Here is a 20,471-nt window from a genome sequence, read left to right on the forward strand (position 1 = left end):
AGGGTTCTTCCATTTATTATATTTGCGGCTTTAAAGCTCAATTAATATACACCACGTTATGAAAAAACACATTTGTCTATTGATACTACTCGTCTTGGTATCGACCTTTAGCTTCGCACAGACCAAAGAGGAGCTTGAAGCACAACAGGCGACCTATCAAGCCGAAGTTGATAAACACCAGGCTCAGGTAGATTCTATTCAAAGCATTATTGATAATTTACCTGGATGGAGAACGAAGGTCTTCGGTACCGTTGGTTTTAGTTTATCTGAATTTAATAATTATTATGCACAGGGATCACCAAATAACAATGCTGGAAGTATAGGTTTCACTGTTAATGGTCGTGCAAACAGGAATGAAGAAAAGTATTTTTGGAACAACTCTTTAACTTTAAATCTTCAATGGGTAAAATTTGATGATAAAGATGACCCTACTGATGATACTGGCTTTAAAGCAACAACAGATGTGTTCAATCTTCAGTCTTTATATGGTTATAAATTAAGCAGTAAATGGGCAGCATCAGCTTTTGGTGAATATCGTACCACCTTAATTGATAATTTCAATAACCCTGGATATTTGGATTTAGGTATTGGTTTTACTTGGACCCCTTTTGATGGTTTCGTATTAGTATTACACCCCCTGAACTTGAACTTTGTGTTTGCTGATAATACCGAAGTATTTGACTCTTCTTTAGGGGCCAAAATTGTTGCTGATTACAACAAATCATTTGGAGATTTTAATATAAGTTCTAATTTGTCTATGTTTCAAAGTTATAAGAGTTCTAACTTATCCAATTGGACCTGGACCAACTCCTTTGGATATACACTTTGGAAAGGTATTGGGCTTGGGTTTGACTTTGCCTTGAGAGATAACAAGCAAGAAGCCGTCAATTATATACAAGGATTGGATCCTGAACTCGGTGGAGATCCAGATGCGACCTTCGACAGTATTAATAATAAATTACAAACATTTTGGACCTTTGGTTTGTCCTATAAGTTCTAAATTTTGGTTCAATAAAATAAAAAAAAGGCTAGCAATTGCTGGCCTTTTCCTATGATATATCCTCAACATCCGGGTATAAAAAATGATTATAGGGAAACCTGGTAATATGAATATCCCGAACTTCCTTATAGACACGCTTTCTGAACACATCAAGATTTTCCTTGTTTAAAGCCGAAATAAACAATGCATTTCCGCCCATTCGTGCCAACCACGTCTTCTCCCATTCTTGTATGCTATAATTGGCGGTTGTCCTCGGTGTTACCAGATCGGTATCATCAAAAGGTTCGGGTTGGTAGGCATCAATTTTATTAAATACCATGATGGTAGGCTTGTCCTTGCTACCAATGTCATCGAGAATTTGATTAACAGAATCTATATGTTCTTCAAAATTGGAATGTGAAATGTCCACCACATGCAATAACAAATCGGCCTCACGCACCTCATCAAGGGTCGACTTGAAGGATTCAACCAATTGCGTTGGTAACTTTCTAATAAAGCCTACGGTATCACTTACCAAGAATGGTAAATTACCAATCACTACCTTTCTAACTGTGGTATCCAGAGTAGCAAATAATTTATTTTCGGCAAAGACTTCAGATTTGCTGATCACATTCATTAGGGTAGACTTTCCAACGTTGGTATAGCCTACCAACGCTACCCGTACCATCTTTCCCCGGTTACCGCGCTGCACGGCCATTTGCTTGTCAATGGTCTTGATCTTAGCCTTTAAAAGGGCAATTTTATCTCGCACAATTCGTCGGTCCGTTTCAATTTCAGTCTCTCCAGGACCACGCATACCAATCCCCCCTTTTTGACGCTCCAGGTGCGTCCACATACCTTTTAAACGTGGCAATAAATACTCGCACTGAGCCAACTCTACTTGTGTTCGAGCGTAACTTGTTTGTGCACGTTGGGCAAAAATATCTAGAATGAGGTTGGTTCGATCTAAGATTTTAACATTAAGTATCTTACTGATATTTCGTTCCTGTGCTGGAGACAATTCATCATCAAAGATCACGGTACCAACATCATTTGCTTTTACAAACTGTTGTACCTCTTCCATCTTACCAGTACCAATAAAGGTTTTGGCGTTTGGCATCTCCATTTTTTGAGTAAAGCGCTTTAGAACCTCTCCTCCAGCCGTGTAGGTAAGAAACTCCAACTCGTCAAGATATTCTTTTGCCTTAAGCTCATCCTGATTGCGAGTAATGAGTCCTACAAGGACCACTTTCTCTAATGATATGTTCTTTTTTTCAATCATAAAACTTAGAAACCGCAAAGTTAATCAAAGCCATAGATATCTGATTTAAATCTTTATCTTTAAGTTAGACCTGTTTAAGAACTACCTGTGAAACATACACTGGCATTTTACAATATTGAAAACCTGTTTGACACTGAGAATGATGCCTTTACCAATGACGATGATTTTCTCCCGCATTCAAAAAAACGATGGACCGACAAACGGTACCACAATAAATTGCGAAAAATTGGATCGGTCATTGCTACAATTGGTGATGAGGAGCACGATATACCACCTGCCCTTGTAGGTCTGGCAGAAGTTGAAAATCAAAAGGTGCTTTCAGATCTTTTGGAACATTCGGACCTTAAGGACCTTCATTATGATTTTGTCCATTTTGACTCTTCAGATGAACGTGGTATTGATGTGGCACTTCTGTACGATGCACGCCACTTTATCGTCGATTCTGCCCAACCACTGTCCGTTTATTTAGAAAATGAGGAAGGAGGGAGAGATTACACTCGTGACATACTGCATGTCCATGGTCATCTAGATACCAACGCGCTGCATATTTTTGTCAACCACTGGTCATCCAGAAGAGATGGTCCTGAAGCCTCAGAATACAAGCGTCTGGCAGCTAGCGATCGGTTATTACACGAAATACAAGATATCACGTCTAAGGACCCTAGTGCTCAGATTATAGTTATGGGCGATTTTAATGACAATCCTAATAATACCAGCGTCGTAAATCTCGAGACGCAAGCAGACTTATTTAATCCATTTAAACACATCTGGTCACCTCAAGACAAAGGAAGTCTTAATCATGATTTTGAATGGAATCTATTTGATCAAATCCTCTTTTCTCACAACGTCTTAGACGATGTTAATTCAAATGTCGAATTTATAACTGCTGATGTCTTTGACGAACGATTTGTAACCCGATATAAAGGTCGCTTTAAAGGGCAGCCTTTTAGAACATATGCCGGAAAGAGGTATCTGGGAGGGTACAGCGATCATTTTCCTGTTTACATTACATTTAAAATTGAGCCTGAAAATGTATAGATGGTTATTGCTCTTGCTGCTTGTTTCTTCCCTGGCTAGCTCCCAACAAGACCCGCAGTACACTCAGTACATGTATAATATGGCAGTAATCAATCCGGCCTATGCTGGTTCCAAAGGTCATTGGTCTATGGGAGCCTTATATAGAAATCAATGGACGGGCCTTAGAGGAGCCCCTGAAACTGGAACACTTTTTCTACATAAAGGTATTACAGATAATTGGGGTGTAGGTGGCTCATTGGTCCTTGACCATGCAGGACCCATTACTGAAACCAATGCCTATGCGGATCTTGCTTATAGAATTCCTTTAGGTGAGAACAAGACCCTATCTTTTGGTGTCAAGCTAGGTGCAACCTTTCACAATATTGGTTTGGCAGATCTAGAAGTATTTGATCCCAATGACCCATTTTTTAGCCAGAATGTTAATTCGACAACACCCAATTTTGGTGCAGGCTTGTATTATTATACAGATCGCTTTTATGCTGGATTTTCAGTCCCAAATATGTTGAACTCCGCCCATTTGAATGTCAATGGCTCTAAATTAGGATCTGAAATACAACATTATTTCTTAACTGTGGGCTATGTTTTTCAAGTGTCTGATCAGGTCGATCTTAAACCTTCCCTTCTTCTTAAGTCTGCCTTTAATGCACCCACTTCTCTTGATGTGAATGTAAATGCTCGTTTTAATCAATGGTTAGAATTAGGCGTTTCTTATAGAACCATTGACGCTGTCTCTGCCTTAGTGAATGTTCAAATCGCCAGAAATCTGAGAATAGGCTATGCCTATGATTACATCACTTCCCAAATAAATGCATTTGGCTCTTCTTCAAGTGAGATTATCGTTCTGTTTGACATTCTGCCTAAAGAAAAACGTATTAAGTCTCCGCGCTTCTTTTAGGCCCAGGAGTTAAAGGGGTGTTCACTTAAATAAGAGTTGTAGTATCTAATATCACCTGTAACCTCCTCTGCTAACCAGACTGGTTTATTAAAGTCGGTATCCGTTGTCGGAAGTTCAATTTCAGCAAGGTACAAACCGGTATTATTACCAAAAAACTCATCCACTTCTATAGTCAACTCCCCATGCGGAATCACATATCGAATTTTATCAATAACGCCAAACTCACATAGCTTTAGCAGATCATCCGTCTCTTCAAGACCTAGATTGGTTTCCCATTCAAAACGCGATAAGCCATCCTTAGAACCTATCCCTTTAATAGTGAGTTTTCCCTGGTCCTTTAGGCGACGTATGCGAACAGTCCGTTCAGGATCCTTATTTAAAAACCCTTGTACGATGCGGTAGTGTTCAAGTGCTTGCTCTTTAAAGCTTAAGTCTTTGACTAAAAACTTACGTTCAATTTCAATGGACATTTTTAGACAGTTCTATGAGTTCATTAGACAGAAAGACTTGCTTATCAACAGAATCATTAGCCAACCAAATCATGGCTTTGGCAATGGTCTCTGGAGCAATAGATCTATAAACCCTTAAGGGACCTATGAGTAGAGGATTGATGAGTCTCATCATTGCTTTGCCAAATTGTTCTCCAGAGCGATGTTCTTCGCGTTTACCCGAAATCAAGGAAGGTCTTACGATAATGGTCTTATGTAATTCTAGTGCTGTAATTGCAGCTTCCATTTCTCCTTTTAGGCGTGAGTAAAAAATACTGCTCTTAGGGTTGGCCCCTAGAGACGACATTACGACAAAAGTTTTTACCCCTTGAGCTTTGCACAATTCTGCCGCTGTAATTGGAATTTCAAAATCAATTTTACGGTAAAGTGATTCATCGGGGGTTTTAGACTTTGTAGTACCAATGCAGCAAAATAGCTCATCACCTAAGAAGAGATGCGAATGTTCCTTTAAAGCAAACATATCTACTAAATGCTCTTCCAGCTTGGAATCCTGCACCCCTAAGGAACTTCTGGAAATTAATCGAACCTTTGAGTAACGATCATCTTTTAAAAGCAGATTGGTCAAGAGGTTACCCGTTAATCCAGTGGCCCCAATAATAATAGCAGTCTTCGCCATTCTTCAAATGGAATTTGGCTAAAGATATTATAAATTTGAGTATGGAGACGGGGTTACCCATTCGGAAAATAATTCATGTTGACATGGATGCCTTTTATGCGTCAGTGGAACAGTTAGACAATCCTGAGTTACGTGGCAAGCCACTAGCAGTTGGTGGTGGTGAAAAACGTGGTGTGGTAAGTGCTGCCAGCTATGAAGCCCGAAAATTTGGTGTACGAAGCGCTATGAGTGGCCCTCAGGCCAAACGTCTTTGCCCCGAATTGATTTTTGTAAGACCTCGTTTTGATCGATATCAGGAAATTTCAAAGCGCATTAGAGCTATTTTTTACGATTATACAGATCTGGTAGAACCACTGTCTTTGGATGAAGCTTATTTGGATGTCACCGAAAATAAAATTGGATTTCCCAGCGCTACCTTAATCGCCAAGGAAATTAGAGATCGCATTTCTAAAGAACTGCAGCTTACCGCCTCCGCAGGTATTTCCATCAATAAGTTTATAGCCAAAGTGGCTAGTGATATTAACAAGCCTAATGGGCAAAAAACGGTCAATCCAGAGGAGGTCTTGGATTTTTTAGAACAGTTGGATATTAAAAAGTTCTATGGGGTTGGCAAGATAACAGCTGATAAGATGTACCGTCTTGGTATTTATACAGGCGCCGATCTAAAATCAAAAACTGAAAACTATTTAATTGACCATTTTGGAAAATCGGGGGGCTATTATTACCATGTGGTAAGAGGCATCCATAACGGTGCGGTAAAACCCAACAGAATAAGAAAATCTTTAGCTGCCGAACGAACTTTTAGCGAGAATTTATCCTCTGAAATTTTTATGATGGATAAACTCGAACAAATTGCCAAAGAAGTAACACGCCGTCTCGCGAAATCCAAAGTGAGCGGGAAGACCATTACCCTCAAAATCAAATACAGCGATTTTAATACCCAGACACGTAGTAAAACATTGCCTTATTTTGTCTCCCAAGTTGATATTATTTTAGATACCGCTAAAGAATTACTGTTTCAGAGTGAGCTTAAAAACTCGGTCCGTTTACTGGGTATATCTTTATCCAACCTCAACACTGATACCAAAACAAAACCCGAGACCACAGAGACTCCTATTAGTGCCCAATTGAAGTTTGATTTTTAAGATCAGATTAGAATGTAGTAAATTCACTATCTAATTTTAACACAGTGAAAGTTTTAAGTTTTATACTCCTTACGTTTCTGGTAAGCTTATTTGGATTTGCCCAATCACCCATAGGTGCCTGGGAAACCAGCTATAAGGACTCCACTGGCGAGGATATTAACATGATTGTCATTTTTTCGGAGGGTTATCAGGTAGCTACGCATTTTAAATCATCCAATGGAGAATTTGTTCAAACCAATGGTGGATCCTGGTCCTTAGAGGGATTTAAAATGACAGAAATAGTAGAATTTGATAACGCTAAACCTGAACGTGTTGGCTCTGAAGTTAGCTTTGAAATTGAGTTTCCAAAGAACACTCAAATGAAAATCAAGGGGCATGACCTGGTATTAGATCGCATTGATTCAGGAACACCTGGAGAACTCCATGGGGCCTGGTTGATGTCTGGTAGAAAGCGCAATGGAGAGACCCAACAACGCGATACAACAAAACCTAGAAAGACCATGAAAATTCTATCGGGTACACGTTTTCAATGGATTGCCTATAACACAGAAACCAAAGAATTTAAAGGAACAGGTGGTGGCACCTATACAACAGTAGATGGGAATTACACAGAATCCATAGAGTTCTTTTCACGCGATAACTCACGTGTAGGAGCTAATTTAGATTTTAACTATAAACTTGTTGATGGTCACTGGCACCATTCGGGATTATCAAGCAAAGGACAACCACTGTATGAAATCTGGAGTTTAAGAAACTAATATGCTATGAAATTATTATTAAATCTCAGTGCCTTATTGTGCGCTGTTGTACTACAAAGTCAAACTACAGGACCGGATAAGGGTCATTTAGTGGTAGTGGGTGGTGCCATGAAAAGTGAGGCTATTGTTAACGAGTTTATTGAGTTAGCTGGTGGCCTTGATGCTCAAATTATTGTGATACCTACTGCTGCAGGAAGGTCCAAATACTCACAGGATGCCGGTCTGGCTGGTCGTCTAAAAAAAATGGGGGCTACAAATGTTACCGTATTACACACCAATGACAAGGAAGAAGCCAACTCCGAGGAGTTTACCAAACCATTGCTTGAGGCCAAAGGAGTTTGGTTTGGTGGCGGTCGACAGTGGCGACTGGTAGACGCCTATGCCAATACTTTAACCGAAACGCTAATTCAAAAAGTACTCGAACGCGGTGGCGTGGTAGGGGGCTCATCAGCAGGAGCTACCATTCAAGGTAGTTTCCTCGCCCGAGGCGATACCAAAACCAATCAGATCATGATGGGCGATCATCAGGAGGGGTTTGCCTACATAAAAAATGTTGCCATCGACCAGCATGTACTGGCAAGAAATCGTCAGTTTGATTTGTATGAGATTGTTGAAGCGCACCCAGAACTACTGGGCTTAGGAATCGATGAAAATACTGCGATTGTGGTTAGCGGAGACTCCTTTAAGGTTATAGGTGAGAGCTACGTGCTTGTTTATGACGGTACCTTTTGGTCTAAAGAAGGTTCGGAATTAAAAAAGCTCCCCAAGAAGGAACAGCTCTTTTACTTCCTTGCTCCAGGTGATCGCTACAATATGAGAACCCGCAAAGTGATCAATTAACTTAAAATAAAAGGATTCTCATTTTTATAATTTCTGGTTACAAAATCCAGGGCATGTGTCAACAATTCGCCCATGCTTTTTGATTTTTTAAAGTTAACATCTCCCGTGAGATCGAATAATCCCATCTTTAGTTCATCAGTCTTTTCAGGTGTAGACAGCATATCATCTCTCATGCATTTAAGGAGTTGACTCAGACGTTTCTTCTCTCTTACAGCTCTCTTTGCTAAAAGAGATCGTTCTTCTTTTTCGTACTGATGGATGGATTTGTCTGCTAACAGATTTATACTCATATCCACCAGCGGATAGTTCTCCTTAAGAAACTGGGGTTTGTAAACCTTAGGGTTACCCTCATAACTTTGTTGATCAAAATCCATTGCCCTGATACGATATTGAACACGGTCAAAATCCTGCGTAATAACTACTACATAATTATAGGATCGCATATCAGCCAGTAATCGAACAAAACAGCGCTCATTAAATTTCACGAATTCTTTGGCCAGAGCCTTTTTATCTTGTTCTGGCAAATTTTTTAAGTGCTTTTTAATAAAAACATCCCCTGGTATTCCTAAGATGTGCTCTTCTATCACCGTATCCTGGTGCACCAGAAAATTAATGTTATTAGGCGACAGCAAATGCTCTAATTCCAAACCATAGATTCTGGAAGCATCTGCTTTTTTAATGTATAGAAAGATGTAGTTGTCGTTAAGTACATTTCTCACTTTGACTCTAAACGGTTTAGTATTGCCAAAGGTGCAGAAATCTATGGCGTCAATGTTTAAATATGGAATAATAACATCTGACCCATCTGAATGCAAAATAGAATACATCTGTTTTAAGCGGTACTCTATCTCATCTCGCTCGTGTTCCGCATAATAGGTCCGAATCCAAAGGGTATCATTATCATCTTCATCAAATACATCAACCGCACCTTGAAATCGTAACAAATCTTCATAGAAAATGGGGATTTTAATGGTACGCCCTTGTTGTTTTAAATACTCCGCCAAGGAGGGACTTATAGGAAAAGGGGGCTTTTTCTTGGTAATCAAATTGTCATCCATCTCAACATATTTTTAGCCTTGACACAGAAGTTACCAGCTGATAAGGCATATTAAAAATACGAGATAAATGGACTAAAAAATAGTATTAACGGTTTAATATTTGAAGATTAGAAGCTACACGATTCAATCTCTGTAACTCTCAAGGTATTAACCATTCCTCGGTCTTTAATTGGCATAGCTGCTAAACTAATAAGCATGTCACCAACATCTAAATATCCCTTCTTGCAAGCTATGTTATTAACATCCTCAATAGTTTCATCGGTACTCACAAAACGATCATAATAAAATGCTTTAACACCCCATAACAAGTTTAACTGATTTAAGATGCGCCTATTAGATGTGAAAACCAAAATATAAGCAGATGGACGCCATGCAGAAATCTGAAACGCCGTATAACCACTATTGGTCAAGGTAGATATGGCTTTAGCATTTATTTCATTAGCCATATTGGCCGCGTGATAACAGATGGACTTCGTTATATAACGCTTAGTTCTAATATGTGGTGGAGATTGTGGCACCTCAATAAGTGGTGAATCTTCAACGCTTTTTATGATGTCAGACATCTGTTTGATTACCTGTATCGGATATTGACCCACTGAAGTTTCACCAGATAACATAACTGCATCGGCACCATCCATGACAGAGTTAGCCACATCATTTACTTCTGCTCTTGTCGGAGTCAAACTGGTTATCATGGACTCCATCATCTGTGTGGCAATAATTACAGGGATTCTAGCGCGTTTAGCCCTGTGTACTAATTGCTTTTGAATTAAAGGAACTTCCTCAGCTGGTATTTCTACCCCAAGGTCTCCCCTGGCCACCATTAGTCCATCACAATAGGCCACAATTTTATCAATATTTTCTACAGCCTCTGGCTTTTCGATTTTAGCAATAATTGGAATCTTATGATTACTATTTTCTTTAATCATTTTTTCCAACTGCATTAGATCTTCAGCGTGTCTTACAAAGGACAAGGCTATCCAATCTACTTCCTGTTTAATAGCAAATAAAGCGTCTTCAATATCCTTCTCTGTAAGTGCTGGCTGCGAAATATTGGTGTTTGGTAGATTAACCCCTTTTTTAGATCGCAATGGACCTCCCTGAATAACCTTGGCTTTTACTTCTGATTTCCCATCCGTAGAAACCACCTCAAAAATCAATTTTCCATCATCCAGTAAGATACGCTCACCTGGTTTAGCATCCTGAGGGAAGCGCTCATAGGTCATATAGACCCTCTCTTTGGTTCCTTCAAACCGTTCTCCGGTAGCAAAAATAATTTCATCACCTTCATTTACTACAACAGCCTCTTTCATTACTCCAACTCTTAACTTAGGCCCTTGAAGGTCTGCTAAAATAGCGGCATTATAATCCAATTCTTCATTCAATTCGCGAATCATTTTTATACGCTCCTTCACTGCCTCATAATCAGCATGAGAGAAATTGATTCGAAACACATTGGCACCTGCTTCAAGCATTCCTTTTAATACTTCTTTAGAACTTGTGGCAGGTCCTAGGGTAGCTACTATTTTTGTCTTTTTATTTACCATTTACTAGAATATTAAACAGTCTTTTTCTTTTATAGCATCTTGATCAACAGCATAGGCGGCGATCAATTGTGGTATTTTTTGTATTTGAGAAATTATTTTTCTCTCATTTATTTTCTGAGCATCGCTTTCCACCTTTAATAAAAAATCAACCTTATTTAATTCAGGAATTAAGTGGTATGTCTTAATTATTTTCTGGCTTTCGGTAAAAAGGGAGCCACTGCTTTGTAACGAGTCCTCTTCCTTCTTACACACGTTAGAAATCAGATGCCATGTTGTATAACTACTCTCATCTTCCCATTCATAAACCGAATAGGATGATAAAAAATAATTGACATCCAAATCTTGAGCACAACGTTTAAGTCTAAGGTTAAGACATTGGTTGAGCGCGTACGCAAATCTATAATCTTCAAGTCTACAATGAACAGCAATTAGCGTAAAAGCCGTATCGTAGAAATCCATTACTTCTAACTTATGTAAGGCCATTAGTTCTAGCTAATTTGGCGGTAAATATAGTACAATATTCACTGCTGAATGTGAAGTTTTGGTTATACATGACCTATTTAATCAACGAAAACGTTATCGTAACTAACGGTTATTTCCGTAATTAAATCAATTTTGTCATTTGCCGTTGAAAGGCAAAGAACGCCCGCTTCGATGCTTTTTCTTCAGCCTTTTTCTTGGAAGTAGCTCTAGCTTTTGCCACAATTTTTTCATTTACTCGAAGTTTTACCGAGAAATGCTTGAGTTCATCATTACCTGTGTCCTCATAAACTTCATAGTCAAAAGTATTCTTCTCCTTCTGACACCATTCGATTAAGAGACTCTTATAACTAATAACCTTGCCTTCTAATTTTTCGATATCCACATGTGGATTAACAACTTTCTCAAAAATAAACTTCTTACAAGTCTCATAACCCCGGTCCAGAAAAATTGCTCCAACGAGTGCTTCAAACAAATTACCATGAATGTTATTTCCAAACTGGTGTTTAGGTATACGGCTTTCAACCATACTTATTAGGTCCAGTTCCTTACCCAACTCGTTAAGGTGTTCCCTACTGACCACCTTGGATCGCATTTTAGTTAAGTACCCTTCATCTCCATGAGGAACCTCATCATACAAATATGCAGCGATAACAGAACTCAACATGGCATCACCTACAAACTCCAATCGTTCGTAATTAATAGCATTTCCATAATCGTCCTTTATATTCATTGACCTATGAGTAAATGCTTTGATATAAAGAGATTTGGATTTAATTTTAAACCCGAGGAGTACCTCAAGTTTTAAAAAAAAATTCCCGTCATCAGAACGACGACGGGAATTAAATATGTTTTGGAGAAAACCCATTAAAGGTTTTATTAGTCAAGTTTTCTAAATAGTACACAGGCATTATGACCACCAAAACCAAAGGTGTTACTCATGGCAGTTTTGATATCTCTTTTTTGAGCCTTATTCAATGTTAGATTTAAACTTGGGTCAATATTTTCATCCACTGTTTCGTGGTTTATTGTTGGTGGAATAATTCCATTTTCCAAGGCCATGATTGAAGCAATAGCCTCAATAGCCCCTGCTGCACCTAACAAATGTCCGGTCATGGACTTTGTAGAATTAATATTAATGTTTTTAGCGTGGTCACCAAACACCTCAGAAATAGCTTTTAATTCTGCCACATCACCAAGTGGGGTAGACGTACCGTGAGTATTTATATGGTCCACTTCTTCAGGTTGAATACCAGCGTTTTCTAGACAATTTTTCATAACTGCTACAACACCTATTCCATCTGGATGCGGAGCAGTCATATGATAGGCATCGGAAGACAAACCTCCACCAATTACCTCAGCATAGATTTTAGCACCTCGAGCCTTCGCATGTTCGTACTCCTCAAGAATAATAGCACCGGCTCCTTCACCCAATACAAAACCATCACGGTTTGCATCAAAGGGTCTAGAGGCTGTTTCAGGACTGTCATTTCTAGTGGACATGGCATGCATGGCGTTAAATCCACCCATACCTGCAATAGTAACTGCCGCCTCAGAACCACCTGTAATAACAACGTCACAATGACCTAGTCTAATAGTGTTAAGAGCGTCAATCATTGAATTTGCTGAGGACGCACAGGCAGATACAGTTGTGTAATTAGGCCCCATAAATCCATATTTAATGGAAATATTTCCTGGAGCAATATCGGCAATCATTTTGGGGATAAAGAATGGGTTGAATCTTGGTGTTCCATCGCCCTTGGCATAGTTTAACACCTCATCCTGAAAGGTCTCCAATCCACCAATTCCAGCTCCCCAAATGACTCCGACTCTATACTTATTAATGGATTCAAGATCCATACCAGAATCTACAATAGCTTCGTCAGTAGCCACCATGGCGTACTGAGAGAACTTGTCCATTTTCCGGGCAAGCTTTCTATCTATAAAATCTGTTACTTGAAAATCTTTTACCTCACAAGCGAATTGCGTCTTAAAATTAGACGCATCAAAATGCGTAATAGGAGCTGCACCACTCTTTCCACTCAAAAGAGCATCCCAATAGGAGTCTTTAGTGTTTCCAATGGGCGTTAATGCACCTAATCCAGTAACTACAACACGCTTTAGTTCCATAAATTATATTAAGGGTAATTACTTAGCCTCTTCTATGTAAGAAATAGCCTGACCAACAGTTGCGATGTTCTCTGCTTGATCATCTGGGATTTGAATATCAAATTCTTTTTCAAATTCCATAATTAACTCAACAGTGTCTAGTGAATCCGCACCTAGATCGTTAGTGAAGCTTGCTTCGGCAACAACTTCATTTTCATCAACACCTAATTTGTCTACGATAATCGCTTTTACTCTTGATGCAATGTCTGACATAATCTTTTATTTTTAAGTTTTAATTAGACCGCAAAAATAAAAAACTATTTTTTAAAATGCATTTTTACTAATAAAATGTGACCTTAAGGAAGATTTGGATAACTTGCTACGTTTATATTTAAAATTACCTTTTTTTGCGTTGTCAATACATAATGAGTAGACCCCTATGAAACGGCTCGTAATTTTTGCCTCTGGTTCCGGAACTAATGCTGAAAACATTGCTAAGTATTTTGAAACTTCTAAGACAGCTGAGGTTTCATTAATTCTTTGTAACAACCCTAAAGCCAAGGTTTTAGAGAGAGCCAAACAACTTAAAATTGGAGCTATAACTTTTAACAAGGAGGTATTTCAGAACTCTAAGATAATCATAGACTTGCTCAAGAACCTCAATCCTGATCTTATTATTCTAGCCGGGTTCTTATGGAAAATACCTGAGGCCTTGGTGACTAGCTTCCCCAATAAAATAATTAATGTTCATCCTGCCTTGCTTCCAAAATATGGAGGAAAAGGTATGTATGGTAAGCATGTTCATGAGGCTGTAATCGCTAATAAAGAGTCCGAATCTGGAATTACCATCCATTACGTAAATGAGCACTACGATGAAGGGGCTACTATTTTTCAAGCATCGTGCTCCTTAACCAACGTTGATACTGTTGATAGTTTAAGCGCTAAGATTCATGATCTGGAAATGGAACACTTCCCGAAAGTTGTAGAATCCCTAATTCAGGAACCTTAATCTATGGCAAAGACTAAAAAAAAATTCTATACGGTGTGGAGGGGTCATCATACAGGAGTCTTTGAGTCCTGGGATGACTGCAAAGCTCAAATCACTAATTTCAAGGGCGCCATCTATAAGTCTTTTAAAACCTTTGAAGAAGCAAAAAAAGCCTTAAGAGGTGATTATAGAGACTACCTTGGTACGTCAAAAAAATCAACTCTATCAGAAGCACAACTAGAACGCATTGGTGACCCAAACCTCTATTCTATAAGTGTAGACGCCGCTTCTAGTGGTAATCCTGGAAAAATGGAATACCGTGGTGTGGATACCCAAACCAAAAAGGAACTCTTCAAGCAAGGCCCATTTAAAGAAGGTACTAATAACATAGGTGAATTTTTGGCGATAGTACATGGTTTGGCTTACTTAAAACAAAAATCAAGCGACAGAATTCTCTATACGGACTCGCGAACGGCGCTTAGTTGGGTGAAAAAAAAGAATTGTAATACCAAACTCAAACGCAGCCCAAGAAATAAAGACCTCTTTGAGTTGGTTGATCGCGCCGTTGTATGGTTAAAGAACAACTCTTACAGCACAACCATTGTCAAGTGGGAGACAAAAGCCTGGGGGGAAATTCCAGCCGACTTTGGAAGAAAGTAAACTATGAATAAAACGCATTTTGATGTACTAATTATTGGTGCGGGCTTATCTGGAATTGGCGCGGCTTGTCATCTGTCGCGAAAAAATCCTGAAAAAACATACTGCATTCTTGAAGCACGAAAGGCCTTAGGAGGCACCTGGGACCTATTCAAATATCCTGGGATACGTTCAGACTCCGATATGTATACTTTTGGTTACTCTTTTAAAACCTGGGACAATCCAAAATCTTTTGCAGATGCACCATCCATTTTAAAATACCTAAACGAAGCAGCCACCGAATACAAGGTAAAAGAGCATATCGTTTACAACGAAAAAGCCTCGTCGTATTCATTCAGTTCAGTTGATAATATATGGACTGTTACAACAATAAACGGAAACACCTATACAGCACAGTTTCTGTTTAATTGTAGTGGCTATTACCGCTATGACAAAGGTTTCACTCCTAAATACAAGGGACTGTCAGATTATACAGGAGTTTTTGTGCATCCACAACAATGGCCTGAGGATTTGGATTTAACAAATAAAAAGGTAACCGTAATTGGAAGCGGGGCAACAGCGGTAACCATTGTACCTGAGATTGCAGAAGCGGTAGACCATGTAATTATGCTTCAGCGTTCTCCAACTTATGTTGGCGCATTACCCAATAAGGATATTGTTGCTAAAATCATAAAAACGATCTTACCAAAAAAGTTAGCTCATCAGGTCATTAGAACCAAAAATGTCCTTCTAGACATGGCCTTTTTTAATGCTTGCAGGCGATGGCCCAACACGATGAGGAACTATATTGTAAAGAAGGCGCAAAAAATTCTCGGAGATTTTCCTATAGAACCTCATTTTACACCTAACTACAATCCCTGGGAACAGAGATTCTGTCTAGCTCCAGATGGGGATTTATTTAAAGCTATACGAAGCGGTAAAGCCTCCGTTGAAACAGAAATCATCAGTCATTTTACTGAAAACGGTATTGAGCTAAGTTCTGGTAAGCGGTTAATTTCGGATGTTGTTATTAGCGCTACAGGGCTCAATATTTTACCTCTAGGAGGAGTAGATATTTATTTGGACAACAAAAAAGTGAACTTAGCTGATCATTTTGTTTACAAGGGATGCATGTTGAGCGAACTGCCCAATATATTTCTTTTTGTAGGCTACACCAATGCCTCCTGGACTTTAAAAAGTGATTTAACAAGCGAGTACATTTCAAGGGTATTGAAGTATTTAGATAAAGAACACTTACAAACCATATGCCCAAGGGTAAAAGAGCAACTGCTACCTACACCTTTACTTAATCTAAATTCAGGTTACATACACAGGGCCCAGAATATTCTACCAAGTCAAGGAGACAAGGCTCCCTGGCGTGTTTATCAAAACTATGTTTTAGACTACAAAATGTTAAGAATTGACAAAATAAACGACTCATCTGCAGAGCTAACTTAAGTCCAATTTGAATGGAAAAGAGTTGTTTTATACGGAACTTATTTTCACTAAATTTGCAGCTTAATTTTAAACTCAATACATGAGTAAATTAGTCATTGTCGGAACGGTGGCGTTTGACGCCATTGAAACTCCATTTGGAAAAACAGACAAGATACTTGGAGGAGCTGGCACCTTTATTGGGCTCGCTGCTTCACAATTTGAAATAGATCCGGCAGTGGTATCCATCGTTGGTGGTGATTTTCCGCAGGAATATCTGGATTTAATGAATGAGAGGAACATTAATACCTCAGGTATTGAAATGGTTAGGGATGGTAAGACGTTCTTCTGGAGTGGGCGCTATCACAACGACATGAATTCACGAGATACTTTGGCAACCGAGTTAAATGTTCTAGCTGAATTTAACCCAGTGGTTCCTGATGGATATAGAGATGCCGAAGTGGTTATGCTTGGTAATTTGCATCCATCAACTCAAATGAGTGTTCTTGAGCAAATGACCAGCAAACCTAAACTTGTGGTTTTAGATACTATGAATTTTTGGATGGATTCTGCGCTTGATGAATTGCATAAAACCATAAAGCATGTTGATGTTATTACCATCAATGACGAAGAGGCACGTCAATTAACTAACGAGTATTCATTGGTAGTTGCTGCTAAAAAGATTGAGCAGATGGGCCCTAAATATGTGGTAATTAAAAAAGGAGAACATGGAGCTTTACTGTTTCATAATGACAATATTTTTTATGCTCCAGCCTTGCCTCTAAAAGAAGTCTTTGACCCCACTGGAGCAGGCGACACATTTGCAGGAGGGTTCGTAGGGTACCTGGCAAAAACTAGGAATTACTCATTTGAAAACATGAAAAATGCCGTTATCTATGGCTCTACCCTAGCGTCATTCTGTGTGGAACGATTTGGAACAGAACGAATGATTAACTTGGAGGCAGAAGAGGTTAGAAAACGCCTACAGGACTTTAAGAATTTAACTCAATTTGAAATTGAGCTAACATAAACACACGCGCCCAATGATGGGCGCTTTTTATTTAATGCTATTAAGCGTCAGACATAAACAGTAATGAGTGACATGTTGAAACATGAGTGTGGTATTGCACTCATAAGGCTAAAAAAGCCTCTCGAATTCTACAAAGAAAAGTACGGGACTGCATTTTATGGAGTCAATAAAATGTACCTGATGATGGAGAAGCAGCACAACCGTGGTCAAGATGGGGCTGGTTTTGCAAGCATCAAATTAGACATGCAACCCGGTGAACGTTACATTAGTCGTGTACGCTCTATTGCACAGCAACCCATTCAGGACATATTTGCTCAGATAAACGATAGGATTAATTCAGTTTTAAAAGACAATACTGAATTTCAAGACGATGTGGCCTGGCAAAAGAAAAACGCCCCTTATTTAGGGGAGGTCTTACTTGGTCATGTACGTTATGGCACCTTTGGTAAAAATAGCGTTGAAAGCGTTCATCCGTTCTTAAGACAAAATAACTGGATGCACCGTAACCTTATTGTTGCCGGCAACTTTAATATGACCAATGTGAACGAGCTTTTTGAAAATCTTGTTCAAATTGGACAGCATCCAAAAGAAAAAGCAGATACCATTACTGTAATGGAAAAGATAGGCCATTTCTTGGATGACGCTGTTTCAAAAATTTACAAGGACCTAAAAAAGGAAGGTTATAGTAAAAGTGAATGTTCCCCATTAATAGCAGAACGTTTAAATATTGCTAAAATATTAAAGAAGGCAGCCAAGAATTGGGATGGTGGGTATGCCATGGCGGGTTTACTAGGTCACGGAGATTCATTTGTGCTAAGGGACCCTGCCGGAATTCGTCCTGCTTATTTTTATGAAGATGAAGAAGTAGTGGTAGTAGCGTCTGAACGACCTGTGATACAAACGGTCTTCAATGTTCCTTTTGAATCTGTTCATGAATTGGATCCTGGGCATGCCATTATTATTAAAAAATCAGGAGAAACTAAGATCAAGAGAATTCTTCCAGCATTAGAACGCAAGGCCTGTTCTTTTGAACGTATTTATTTCTCTAGAGGAAGTGATGCTGAAATTTATCAGGAACGCAAAGAATTGGGGCGCTTGTTAATGCCAAAAGTTCTTGAAGCAATAAACAACGACACCAAGAATTCGGTGTTTTCGTTTATACCAAATACGGCAGAGACTTCATTTTTTGGAATGATTGATACTGTAGAAGAACATTTGAACGCACAAAAAACCAAACAAATATTGGCTGGTAATGGTACATTATCAGCCAAACAAGTTACAGATATACTTTCTGAGCGTCCACGAATTGAGAAGATTGCCATTAAAGACGTTAAACTTAGAACTTTTATAACTGAAGACAGTAGCAGAGACGATCTCGTAGCACATGTTTATGACGTTACGTATGGTGTTATTAAGCCTAGCGACAATTTGGTCATCATTGATGATAGTATTGTTAGAGGTACTACGCTTAAAAAGAGTATCATTAAAATGATGGATCGCTTAAATCCTAAACAAATAGTTGTCGTCTCTTCAGCACCTCAAATTCGATATCCAGATTGTTATGGGATTGATATGGCCAACCTTGAAAGTCTTATTGCATTTAGAGCTGCTTTAGAATTGTTGAAAGATCGCGGAGAATACCATTTGGTTGATGAAGTATATCAAAAATGTTTGGCTCAAGTTAACGAAGAAGACAAAAACGTGGTTAATTATGTAAAAGCCATTTACGCCAAGTTTACCGATGAAGAGATTTCAGATAAAATTTCAGAACTGTTAAGTGAGGATTCCGTTAATGCCAAAGTGAAGATCATTTTCCAATCAGTTGAGAATTTGCATCAGGCTTGCCCTAAGAATTTAGGGGATTGGTATTTCACAGGTAACTACCCAACTGATGGTGGTAATCGAGTGGTTAACAAGGCTTTTATAAACTTCTACGAAGGCAATAAAGAGCGTGCTTATTAAGGTTTAATCGATAAAAATGGGGCTTAATCAGGTATTTTTTGCCTTTAATCCACAAAAGTTGCATTTCATCTAATAATTAGAACGGCTAATCAAAATAAGTCTAATTTAGTAGAACCATAACATAAGTAGGTTAAGTTCATGGTAGATTTGGGGCAAAAAAAGGTGAATTTATTTCACCTTTTTTTATGCCCCTTTATTAATACTGCACTTCGCATTTGTATACCGTTCATCTAATAAATAAGTCGCACTCGACGCTTAGACTAATAATTGAGCCGTTTGTCCATAAATTTAATTGGTCGAAATGGAATGCATATATATTTGACTCACCATAACATAAGTAGGTTAAGTTTATGGTAGATTTGGGGCAAAAAGGATGAACAGATGTTCATCCTTTTTCATTTTATACCAAGAGATCTTATAAAATCTGTATAGACAAAAAAAATCCAGACAATAAGATGTCTGGATTTACTATATAGAAAGCGTGTTTTATTTACTTTGCTTCTGCGTAACGTCTTTCAACCTCGTTCCAATTAATCACATTAAAGAATGCCTGAATATAATCGGGTCTTCTGTTCTGGTAGTTTAAATAATAGGCATGCTCCCATACATCAAGTCCTAGAATTGGTGTGCCACCGCAGCTAACACCAGGCATTAATGGATTATCCTGATTTGGTGTAGAACAAACTTCTACTTTACCTCCTTTATGAACACATAACCAGGCCCAACCAGATCCAAATTGTGTTGCAGCAGCTTTCGCAAATACCTCTTTAAATGCGTCAACAGAGCCATAAGCCTCTATGATGGCATCTTTTAATTCTCCAGAAAGATAGCCTTTACCTTCAGGGTTCATTACAGACCAAAATAAGGAATGGTTGTAAAAACCACCGCCATTGTTTCTAACAGCGCCATTGGTCATGTCCATGTTCGTTAATATAGATTCTATACTTTCATTTGCTAAGTCCGTCCCTTCGATGGCAGCGTTTAGTTTGGTAGTATATCCGTTATGATGCTTAGAATGGTGAATTTCCATTGTTCTAGCATCAATATGTGGTTCTAAAGCATCGTATGCATATCCTAATTCAGGTAATTCAAAAGCCATAATTGATAGTTTTTAATTAATGTTAGACAAAGGTAGTGCTTAGGTCTAAATGAAATCTAAATATAT

General features: G+C 38.6%; 21 protein-coding genes. 11 read left to right on the forward strand and 10 right to left on the reverse strand.

The window, feature by feature from the left end:
• Nucleotides 1-58 precede the first annotated feature (58 nt).
• Nucleotides 59-1,000, forward strand: a complete 942-nt coding sequence (locus DN064_RS00365; protein WP_115460630.1) for a DUF3078 domain-containing protein — start codon at nt 59-61, stop codon at nt 998-1,000.
• Nucleotides 1,001-1,049: 49 nt separating this feature from the next.
• Here DN064_RS00365 and hflX read toward each other — a convergent pair whose 3' ends face one another.
• On the reverse strand, nt 1,050-2,261 hold the full coding sequence (gene hflX, locus DN064_RS00370; protein WP_115460631.1) for a GTPase HflX: 1,212 nt from the start codon (nt 2,259-2,261) through the stop codon (nt 1,050-1,052).
• An 87-nt stretch (nt 2,262-2,348) separates the two neighbouring features.
• On the opposite strand from hflX, the gene DN064_RS00375 reads away from it, so the two are divergent.
• Nucleotides 2,349-3,299: an endonuclease/exonuclease/phosphatase family protein gene (locus tag DN064_RS00375; protein ID WP_115460632.1), complete on the forward strand. Its 951-nt coding sequence runs from the start codon at nt 2,349-2,351 to the stop codon at nt 3,297-3,299.
• Nucleotides 3,292-4,194 (forward strand): PorP/SprF family type IX secretion system membrane protein, encoded by a 903-nt coding sequence (locus tag DN064_RS00380; RefSeq protein ID WP_115460633.1) that lies wholly within the window; start codon nt 3,292-3,294, stop codon nt 4,192-4,194. The genes DN064_RS00375 and DN064_RS00380 overlap by 8 nt, the downstream gene beginning before the upstream one ends.
• Here the strand turns inward: DN064_RS00380 and DN064_RS00385 are convergent.
• Nucleotides 4,191-4,664 (reverse strand): CYTH domain-containing protein, encoded by a 474-nt coding sequence (locus tag DN064_RS00385; protein WP_115460634.1) that lies wholly within the window; start codon nt 4,662-4,664, stop codon nt 4,191-4,193. The two genes, DN064_RS00380 and DN064_RS00385, sit on opposite strands and share 4 nt — an antisense overlap.
• Complete coding sequence (locus DN064_RS00390; protein ID WP_115460635.1) at nt 4,654-5,319, reverse strand: NAD(P)H-binding protein; 666 nt, start codon at nt 5,317-5,319, stop codon at nt 4,654-4,656. The genes DN064_RS00385 and DN064_RS00390 overlap by 11 nt, the downstream gene beginning before the upstream one ends.
• 41 nt (nt 5,320-5,360) lie before the next feature.
• Here DN064_RS00390 and dinB point away from each other — a divergent pair, with 41 nt between their 5' ends.
• From dinB to DN064_RS00405, 3 genes are read left to right on the forward strand one after another with little or no spacing between them, the layout of a single operon-like run.
• On the forward strand, nt 5,361-6,464 hold the full coding sequence (gene dinB, locus DN064_RS00395; RefSeq protein WP_115460636.1) for a DNA polymerase IV: 1,104 nt from the start codon (nt 5,361-5,363) through the stop codon (nt 6,462-6,464).
• 44 nt (nt 6,465-6,508) lie between these two features.
• The gene (locus DN064_RS00400; protein ID WP_115460637.1) at nt 6,509-7,222 is read left to right on the forward strand and encodes a membrane or secreted protein; all 714 of its coding nucleotides are present in this window, start codon (nt 6,509-6,511) and stop codon (nt 7,220-7,222) included.
• Between the two features lie 6 nt (nt 7,223-7,228).
• The gene (locus DN064_RS00405; RefSeq protein ID WP_115460638.1) at nt 7,229-8,062 is read left to right on the forward strand and encodes a cyanophycinase; all 834 of its coding nucleotides are present in this window, start codon (nt 7,229-7,231) and stop codon (nt 8,060-8,062) included.
• Here DN064_RS00405 and DN064_RS00410 read toward each other — a convergent pair.
• The 6 genes from DN064_RS00410 to DN064_RS00435 all read right to left on the reverse strand — a co-directional run bounded on the left by DN064_RS00410 (nt 8,059) and on the right by DN064_RS00435 (nt 13,529).
• Nucleotides 8,059-9,120, reverse strand: coding sequence for a hypothetical protein (locus DN064_RS00410; RefSeq protein WP_115460639.1), 1,062 nt, complete (start codon nt 9,118-9,120; stop codon nt 8,059-8,061). The two genes, DN064_RS00405 and DN064_RS00410, sit on opposite strands and share 4 nt — an antisense overlap.
• Before the next feature lie 107 nt (nt 9,121-9,227).
• Nucleotides 9,228-10,667 carry a pyruvate kinase gene (pyk, locus tag DN064_RS00415; RefSeq protein WP_115460640.1) on the reverse strand — a complete coding sequence of 480 codons (1,440 nt, stop codon included), beginning with the start codon at nt 10,665-10,667 and terminating at the stop codon, nt 9,228-9,230.
• Between the two features lie 3 nt (nt 10,668-10,670).
• Nucleotides 10,671-11,150, reverse strand: coding sequence for an IPExxxVDY family protein (locus DN064_RS00420; protein ID WP_115460641.1), 480 nt, complete (start codon nt 11,148-11,150; stop codon nt 10,671-10,673).
• Between the two features lie 121 nt (nt 11,151-11,271).
• A complete protein-coding gene (gene rnc / locus DN064_RS00425) occupies nt 11,272-12,015 on the reverse strand; it encodes a ribonuclease III (protein ID WP_115460642.1) in 744 nt (247 codons plus the stop codon).
• A gap of 11 nt (nt 12,016-12,026) precedes the next feature.
• A complete protein-coding gene (fabF, locus tag DN064_RS00430) occupies nt 12,027-13,277 on the reverse strand; it encodes a beta-ketoacyl-ACP synthase II (protein ID WP_115460643.1) in 1,251 nt (416 codons plus the stop codon).
• Nucleotides 13,278-13,295: 18 nt separating this feature from the next.
• Entirely contained in the window at nt 13,296-13,529 is a 234-nt protein-coding gene (locus DN064_RS00435; RefSeq protein ID WP_009778413.1) for an acyl carrier protein, read from the reverse strand.
• 166 nt (nt 13,530-13,695) lie between these two features.
• On the opposite strand from DN064_RS00435, the gene purN reads away from it, so the two are divergent.
• The 5 genes from purN to DN064_RS00460 all read left to right on the forward strand — a co-directional run bounded on the left by purN (nt 13,696) and on the right by DN064_RS00460 (nt 19,306).
• Nucleotides 13,696-14,265, forward strand: coding sequence for a phosphoribosylglycinamide formyltransferase (purN, locus tag DN064_RS00440; RefSeq protein WP_115460644.1), 570 nt, complete (start codon nt 13,696-13,698; stop codon nt 14,263-14,265).
• Between the two features lie 3 nt (nt 14,266-14,268).
• The gene (locus tag DN064_RS00445; RefSeq protein WP_115460645.1) at nt 14,269-14,904 is read left to right on the forward strand and encodes a ribonuclease H1 domain-containing protein; all 636 of its coding nucleotides are present in this window, start codon (nt 14,269-14,271) and stop codon (nt 14,902-14,904) included.
• A 3-nt stretch (nt 14,905-14,907) separates the two neighbouring features.
• On the forward strand, nt 14,908-16,338 hold the full coding sequence (locus tag DN064_RS00450; RefSeq protein WP_115460646.1) for a flavin-containing monooxygenase: 1,431 nt from the start codon (nt 14,908-14,910) through the stop codon (nt 16,336-16,338).
• Nucleotides 16,339-16,417: 79 nt separating this feature from the next.
• Nucleotides 16,418-17,344: a PfkB family carbohydrate kinase gene (locus DN064_RS00455; protein WP_115460647.1), complete on the forward strand. Its 927-nt coding sequence runs from the start codon at nt 16,418-16,420 to the stop codon at nt 17,342-17,344.
• A gap of 63 nt (nt 17,345-17,407) precedes the next feature.
• Complete coding sequence (locus DN064_RS00460; RefSeq protein WP_115460648.1) at nt 17,408-19,306, forward strand: amidophosphoribosyltransferase; 1,899 nt, start codon at nt 17,408-17,410, stop codon at nt 19,304-19,306.
• A 490-nt stretch (nt 19,307-19,796) separates the two neighbouring features.
• Here the strand turns inward: DN064_RS00460 and DN064_RS00465 are convergent, their stop codons facing one another.
• Nucleotides 19,797-20,405, reverse strand: coding sequence for a superoxide dismutase (locus tag DN064_RS00465; protein ID WP_115460649.1), 609 nt, complete (start codon nt 20,403-20,405; stop codon nt 19,797-19,799).
• Nucleotides 20,406-20,471: the final 66 nt, after the last annotated feature.

Source organism: Winogradskyella aurantiaca, from assembly GCF_003362725.1.
Classification (GTDB): domain Bacteria; phylum Bacteroidota; class Bacteroidia; order Flavobacteriales; family Flavobacteriaceae; genus Winogradskyella_A; species Winogradskyella_A aurantiaca.

What these genes read in the sequence shown, in the direction of transcription:
- DN064_RS00450 (WP_115460646.1), top strand. Translation starts at nt 14,908, where the DNA reads ATGAATAAAACGCATTTTGATGTACTAATTATTGGTGCGGGCTTATCT.
- DN064_RS00460 (WP_115460648.1), top strand. Translation starts at nt 17,408, where the DNA reads ATGAGTGACATGTTGAAACATGAGTGTGGTATTGCACTCATAAGGCTA.
- DN064_RS00435 (WP_009778413.1), bottom strand. Translation starts at nt 13,529, where the DNA reads ATGTCAGACATTGCATCAAGAGTAAAAGCGATTATCGTAGACAAATTA.
- purN (WP_115460644.1), top strand. Translation starts at nt 13,696, where the DNA reads ATGAAACGGCTCGTAATTTTTGCCTCTGGTTCCGGAACTAATGCTGAA.
- DN064_RS00385 (WP_115460634.1), bottom strand. Translation starts at nt 4,664, where the DNA reads ATGTCCATTGAAATTGAACGTAAGTTTTTAGTCAAAGACTTAAGCTTT.
- pyk (WP_115460640.1), bottom strand. Translation starts at nt 10,667, where the DNA reads ATGGTAAATAAAAAGACAAAAATAGTAGCTACCCTAGGACCTGCCACA.
- DN064_RS00410 (WP_115460639.1), bottom strand. Translation starts at nt 9,120, where the DNA reads ATGGATGACAATTTGATTACCAAGAAAAAGCCCCCTTTTCCTATAAGT.
- DN064_RS00445 (WP_115460645.1), top strand. Translation starts at nt 14,269, where the DNA reads ATGGCAAAGACTAAAAAAAAATTCTATACGGTGTGGAGGGGTCATCAT.
- DN064_RS00405 (WP_115460638.1), top strand. Translation starts at nt 7,229, where the DNA reads ATGAAATTATTATTAAATCTCAGTGCCTTATTGTGCGCTGTTGTACTA.
- DN064_RS00455 (WP_115460647.1), top strand. Translation starts at nt 16,418, where the DNA reads ATGAGTAAATTAGTCATTGTCGGAACGGTGGCGTTTGACGCCATTGAA.
- DN064_RS00380 (WP_115460633.1), top strand. Translation starts at nt 3,292, where the DNA reads ATGTATAGATGGTTATTGCTCTTGCTGCTTGTTTCTTCCCTGGCTAGC.
- DN064_RS00420 (WP_115460641.1), bottom strand. Translation starts at nt 11,150, where the DNA reads ATGGCCTTACATAAGTTAGAAGTAATGGATTTCTACGATACGGCTTTT.
- DN064_RS00465 (WP_115460649.1), bottom strand. Translation starts at nt 20,405, where the DNA reads ATGGCTTTTGAATTACCTGAATTAGGATATGCATACGATGCTTTAGAA.
- hflX (WP_115460631.1), bottom strand. Translation starts at nt 2,261, where the DNA reads ATGATTGAAAAAAAGAACATATCATTAGAGAAAGTGGTCCTTGTAGGA.
- DN064_RS00390 (WP_115460635.1), bottom strand. Translation starts at nt 5,319, where the DNA reads ATGGCGAAGACTGCTATTATTATTGGGGCCACTGGATTAACGGGTAAC.
- fabF (WP_115460643.1), bottom strand. Translation starts at nt 13,277, where the DNA reads ATGGAACTAAAGCGTGTTGTAGTTACTGGATTAGGTGCATTAACGCCC.
- rnc (WP_115460642.1), bottom strand. Translation starts at nt 12,015, where the DNA reads ATGGGTTTTCTCCAAAACATATTTAATTCCCGTCGTCGTTCTGATGAC.
- DN064_RS00365 (WP_115460630.1), top strand. Translation starts at nt 59, where the DNA reads ATGAAAAAACACATTTGTCTATTGATACTACTCGTCTTGGTATCGACC.
- dinB (WP_115460636.1), top strand. Translation starts at nt 5,361, where the DNA reads ATGGAGACGGGGTTACCCATTCGGAAAATAATTCATGTTGACATGGAT.